The organism is Pseudoalteromonas sp. APC 3495, assembly GCF_030407645.1.
In the GTDB taxonomy this organism is placed as follows: Bacteria; Pseudomonadota; Gammaproteobacteria; order Enterobacterales; family Alteromonadaceae; genus Pseudoalteromonas; species Pseudoalteromonas tetraodonis.
Genome location: NZ_JASDDA010000083.1, coordinates 1 through 5,188 on the forward strand (window position 1 = coordinate 1; position 5,188 = coordinate 5,188).

At 36.7% G+C, this 5,188-nt stretch carries 7 protein-coding genes; 1 reads left to right on the forward strand and 6 read right to left on the reverse strand.

Annotated features, from left to right (window positions below):
* Positions 1-253: 253 nt before the first annotated feature.
* Positions 254-499, reverse strand: coding sequence for a YfhL family 4Fe-4S dicluster ferredoxin (locus tag QL984_RS18165; protein WP_036955262.1), 246 nt, complete (start codon positions 497-499; stop codon positions 254-256).
* A 122-nt stretch (positions 500-621) separates the two neighbouring features.
* Between QL984_RS18165 and QL984_RS18170 the strand changes: the two genes are divergently transcribed.
* Positions 622-744, forward strand: a complete 123-nt coding sequence (locus QL984_RS18170; RefSeq protein ID WP_257720507.1) for a hypothetical protein — start codon at positions 622-624, stop codon at positions 742-744.
* Between the two features lie 49 nt (positions 745-793).
* Here the strand turns inward: QL984_RS18170 and QL984_RS18175 are convergent, their stop codons facing one another.
* The 5 genes from QL984_RS18175 to QL984_RS18195 form a co-directional block, all read right to left on the reverse strand.
* Positions 794-1,408 carry a class I SAM-dependent methyltransferase gene (locus QL984_RS18175; RefSeq protein ID WP_036955265.1) on the reverse strand — a complete coding sequence of 205 codons (615 nt, stop codon included), beginning with the start codon at positions 1,406-1,408 and terminating at the stop codon, positions 794-796.
* 36 nt (positions 1,409-1,444) lie between these two features.
* Positions 1,445-3,121, reverse strand: a complete 1,677-nt coding sequence (locus tag QL984_RS18180; RefSeq protein ID WP_036955268.1) for a bifunctional protein tyrosine phosphatase family protein/NAD(P)/FAD-dependent oxidoreductase — start codon at positions 3,119-3,121, stop codon at positions 1,445-1,447.
* A complete protein-coding gene (locus QL984_RS18185) occupies positions 3,118-3,468 on the reverse strand; it encodes a TIGR01244 family sulfur transferase (protein ID WP_016900098.1) in 351 nt (116 codons plus the stop codon). The genes QL984_RS18180 and QL984_RS18185 overlap by 4 nt, the downstream gene beginning before the upstream one ends.
* A gap of 13 nt (positions 3,469-3,481) precedes the next feature.
* Positions 3,482-4,336 (reverse strand): MBL fold metallo-hydrolase, encoded by an 855-nt coding sequence (locus QL984_RS18190; RefSeq protein ID WP_016900097.1) that lies wholly within the window; start codon positions 4,334-4,336, stop codon positions 3,482-3,484.
* A gap of 12 nt (positions 4,337-4,348) precedes the next feature.
* The coding region (locus QL984_RS18195) for a sulfite exporter TauE/SafE family protein (protein WP_356947852.1) at positions 4,349-5,188 on the reverse strand (840 nt) is incomplete at its 5' end.

Sequence of the window (5,188 nt, forward strand, 5' to 3'; positions counted from 1 at the left end):
CTATAATACTTTATAAGATTGTATATTTGTGACCTTTACTCTTTAGCTATTAAATTATTTAAGCTTCGGCCATTTAGCTGAAAATAAAGTTGGGCACCAAGAAAGCTCTTTATATTTTTAATTTCGCTCAAGAGCACTTTAAATCCTTTTTTAATTGTATGTGGGAACTATGCCAAAAATAAACAATAACTAATTAGTTACAATGCACTTAGCTTTCTCAGAAAAACATATAATTAATCTACTTATTAAGTAACTAACCCATTAACCTCACATACTTTTCCGCCAGTTCATCTAAGCTCTCACGATGATTAGGATCGGGCTTTATACAATCAATGGGGCACACGCTCACGCACGTTGGCTTGTCGTAATGACCCACACATTCGGTGCATTTATCTGAATCTATTTGATAAATTTTAGCGCCCATATAAATGGCTTCATTTGGGCACTCGGGGTCGCACATATCACAGTTAATGCATTTACTATTTATTAATAAAGCCACTTTCTAACCTCATTGCTTATTACTAGCATAAAATTACAGTCGTAAATTATGCACTTTATTCTTTGTTACTTTATTGATCTCAAACAATAAAAAATTTTGAAATTACTCGACTAATTTCATTCATGCAGCTATTACTTTTTTGGCAAACACTCGACGACTTAACTCGTTTATATGACTTAACAAAAGTGCCAACTCAAGGCAAGAATGCGCCAACGTCTATCGAACAGGTATTAAAGCGTTATTAAATAATATCGATTCAAAGTTTATGGTAGTTTGTGTTTTTAATTTTAAGCTTTAATTATGATCTCGATTTAACGCGACGAGTTGCAATGTATTACTTTTACCACAGTGATAAACCCCTTCACTTATTTCTCGCTCTACTTCATGAAAAATAATAAATGAAAGTGCTGAAAAATCATTAATAAACATTGGTTGAGTATATAGAAGCGATTCGTCTTTTGGGCCACCGGTGTTGTTATTAAGTTGCAAAGGCGTATAACCTTCAATTATAAGTACACCATTGTCTGATAATCCAGACACACACTGAGAATGCACCTGCCTTCTAATTGCTGGTGGAAGGTGTGCAAATATCATAATAATTGCATCCCAGCTATTTTCAGCTATTTGATACTGTGACAGATCACTTTGAACAATTGTTATCTCAACTTGTTGCTCTTGTGCTAAGGCTTTAGCCTTAGAAAGGGCGGCACTTGAAAAGTCAACTAAAGTAACTTCGTAACCTAGCTTGGCTAGATAAACAGCATTACGCCCTTCCCCTTCAGCTAAACACAATATTTTTTCGCCCGTAATGTAATGTGTATTTGCTTTTAAAAAATCATTAGGCTCTTTGCCATAAGCATAGTCACTTGATGCAAATCGGTCGTCCCAAAAGTCAACAGGATTATTCATTATTAAGCCTTATTGTTATCAAAGTTAGTAGGGTTGCTAGTCTGATTTATCTGATAACTTCTCTGGTTTTGCCATCCACTCTCTGCCTTTTAACATGCCTAACCAATAAATAGGCGGCAACAACTTTTCTTTTAGTAGCCAAGCAAGTCTAGATGGGCGTTTACCATTAATAATCCATGACGGAAAGCTATTCATTACTTTACCACCATAACCAAATTCAGCTAATACGACTTTGCCAAGTTCAACAGTCAGTGGACAGCTACCATAACCGTTATATATAGCTTGATATTTAGATAATCCTCTCGCATATAAAAGATTAGTAGCAACAACTGGTGCCTGCATTCTTGCAGCAGCAGCCGTTTTTGCGTTTGGCGCATTAGTAGCATCACCTAATGCAAAAATATTACTAAACTTTTTATGCTGTAGTGTTGATTGGTCAACATCTATCCAGCCATTTTCATCGACAAGTGGGCTCACTTTAATAAAATCTGGAGCAGATTGAGGGGGCACGACATGCAACATATCAAATTTAACTTTTTCCACAGATTCATTTTCGCCATTAACCACTTTAAAAGTCGCTATTTTTTGCTTTCCATCAACAGCAATTAACTCATGATTGAAATTCATATTGACATCGTACTTTTTAATATACTCTAGTAGAGCAGGTACATACTCTTTAACACCAAAAAGAACTTCGCCTTTATTGTAAAACTCCACATCTATATTATTAATTACTTTGTTTTTAAACCAGTAGTCGGATGATAAATACATGGCTTTTTGGGGAGCTCCGGCACACTTTATCGGCATTGGTGGCTGAGAGAACACCGCCTTTCCCTTCTTGAGGTTTTGCACCAACTCCCAAGTATAGGGTGCTAAATCGTACCTATAATTTGAGGTTACGCCATTTTCACCTAATGTTTCGCTGAGCCCATCAATTTTATGCCAATCAAGCTTAATTCCAGGACATACTACCAAATGTTCGTACTTAACCGTTCTACAACCGTCAATTATTATCAAGTTTTCATCGGGTATAAATGCAGCTGCTGCACCTTTAAGCCACTTTACACCATCAGGTATTACCGACGCTGTAGTTTTAACCGTTTGTTCAGGAGTAAAAACCCCTCTGCCAACTAATGTCCAACCAGGTTGGTAATAATGTATTTCATTGGGCTCAATGATAACTATTTCACTCTCTGGTGAACGTGACTTAATACTCGCAGCAACAGCGACACCACCTGCCCCAGCACCTATTATCACAATAGGGTAAGCAAAATCAGCTTTACTGATTTGCGTTTCACCATTATTTTTTAAACGTCTAATAACGCCACTTAAATCATAGCCCGCTTTTTGTGATAAATTTAAAATCTCTTCATGAGAATATGTTTTTGGTGCACTCATGGCCCATAACGTGATTGAGCGAGTACCTGTTCTACAATAAGCTAAAATAGGTTTCGGTAAGTCTCTAACAATATTTTCAAAGTTTTTAATATCATCATCGGTCACCTTACTACTTACAACAGGTAAGTAATGGCAATTTAAGCCTAAATTATTTGCTTGTTTTTCTATTGCAGCAAAACTAATTTGATCAGCCCCCTCACCATCAGGTCTATTACAGACAATAGATTTAAAGCCTTGCTCTTTTATATGCTGCAAATCGTTCAGCGTTATCTGTGCTGATACAGATAATTCAGGTGTTACTCGCTTAAAGGTCATAATCGTTCACCCTCACTATTTGCACTAACCATTGAATAAAGAATCCCTGAACGAGTGCCCGTTCTGCAATATGCAAGAATAGGTTTTGGTAGCTTACTAAGGGCAAACTCGAATTCTTGCTTGTTTTCTTCTGTAATAGCACCGCTAATGACTGGTAAATAATAAGTTAATATACCAAGCTCATGAGCTTGTTCATTAATAGAAGAAAATGAGGGCTGTGTTTCGCACTCACCATCGGGTCTGTTACAAATAATGCTCTTAAACCCCATTTTTAATATTTCCGTACAGTCTTCAATATTTATTTGGGGTGAAACCGATACATCATCAGATAACTTTTTAATATTCATAACATCTCTCCAACTATATTGAATTAACAGGAACTCTAATAAAAGGTTTGCCTGTCTGTTCAGATATTAAAAATTGGCCATTTCTCAAGTTACATTGAATTGCTGGTAGTAGTAATTTAGGCACTGCTAATGTCGCATCTCTTTTTTCACGCTTGGTAATGTATTCTTGCATTGTTACACTTGGCGAGACTTGAACATTTTCAGATTTGGCTTGAGCAATTGAAATACAAGAGAGTGGTGATGAACCTTCTTTAGGGTAATCATGACCTAAGTAAACCTTTGTATCATCACTCAAAGTAAAGAATCGCTGGATTGTATTATATAAATCTTTTGCACTACCGCCTGGGAAGTCACATCTAGCAGTCCCAAGGTGGGGTGCAAACATGGTGTCACCGACAAAAATTGAGTTATTAACTAAATAGCTTGCGCAAGCAGGTGTATGACCCGGTGTATGCCAAACGGTTACATTAAGATCACCAATATTAAATGTATCACCTTCTTCAAATAATACATCGTACTGACTTCCATCGCTTGGCGTGTCATCACACATTTCGAATACAGGTAACCAAGTATCTAATACTTCTTTGATACCGCTGCCAATGCCTATTTTTCCTCCAACCTTTGTTTTTAGATAGTGGGCAGCTGTTATGTGATCTGCATGAACATGAGTCTCTAAAATCCATTCATTCTGTAAATTGTTGCTATTAATAAACTCAATCACTTTGTCTGCATTAACAGTTGATGACTTTCCTGAAAAAGCGTCATAATCAAGTACAGAATCAATAACAGCGCACTTACTTGTTGCTTTATCAACAATAACATAAGTAAAAGTAGCGGTTGTTGTGTCGTAAAATGTTTCAACGTTCATAGTTTTTTCCTTCTAGATTAACTCTTTAGAAATAATAAAAATGGCGATTATCAAAGTGAAAAAGGCAAAGAACTTTTGCAATGAAGCACCGTCTAATTTACTCGCTACTTTTGTTGAAATAGCCATACCGATAAAGGTGGCAACGAGCATAAGTGGAAGCAACGGCACTTCGAGAGAAATACCTGCTTGTAAATCGCCAACAAATCCGAGTAATGATTTAAGCGCAATAATAAAAAGTGAAGCACCAACCGCGTTTTTCATCGGCATACCTAAAAACAAAACAAGTGCAGGTATAATTAAAAAGCCACCTCCAGCCCCTAAAACACCTGTCACTAAACCAACTACAGCGCCTTCAGTCATTATTAAAGCAACTCTAGAACTAGAGTTTGAGATAGCAGGTGCGGAGTTAGTTACAGTTTGAGATTTATACGCTTTACGTAACATCATTACAGCCGATGCCAACATTAAGATGGCAAATAAAACCATAATCGCTGTATTTTTAGTGATATGTATGGGCGACAAAAGTATGTCGTCAGGGATATTTGGCATTAAAAAAGCACGAGTAAGATATACAGCTACAATTGACGGTATCGCAAAAAGTATTGAAGCTTTTATGTCAACTAGCCCTTCACGAAAATATCGAATTGCTCCAAATGCAGCTGTAGCTCCAACTAAAAGTAATGAATATCCAGTTGCGATATCTGGTGAAATTCCCATTAGGTAAACAAGTATAGGAACTGTAAGTATTGAACCCCCTCCCCCTATAACACCAAGAATTAGCCCCATAAAAACGGCCATTAAATATCCAAGAATAACCATACCGCAAACCTCAAACCAAAAAGAATATAATAT

Coding starts and splice junctions, on each gene's coding strand:
- QL984_RS18180 (WP_036955268.1), bottom strand. CDS start 3,121: ATGACCTTTAAGCGAGTAACACCTGAATTATCTGTATCAGCACAGATA.
- QL984_RS18170 (WP_257720507.1), top strand. CDS start 622: ATGCAGCTATTACTTTTTTGGCAAACACTCGACGACTTAACTCGTTTA.
- QL984_RS18190 (WP_016900097.1), bottom strand. CDS start 4,336: ATGAACGTTGAAACATTTTACGACACAACAACCGCTACTTTTACTTAT.
- QL984_RS18185 (WP_016900098.1), bottom strand. CDS start 3,468: ATGAATATTAAAAAGTTATCTGATGATGTATCGGTTTCACCCCAAATA.
- QL984_RS18175 (WP_036955265.1), bottom strand. CDS start 1,408: ATGAATAATCCTGTTGACTTTTGGGACGACCGATTTGCATCAAGTGAC.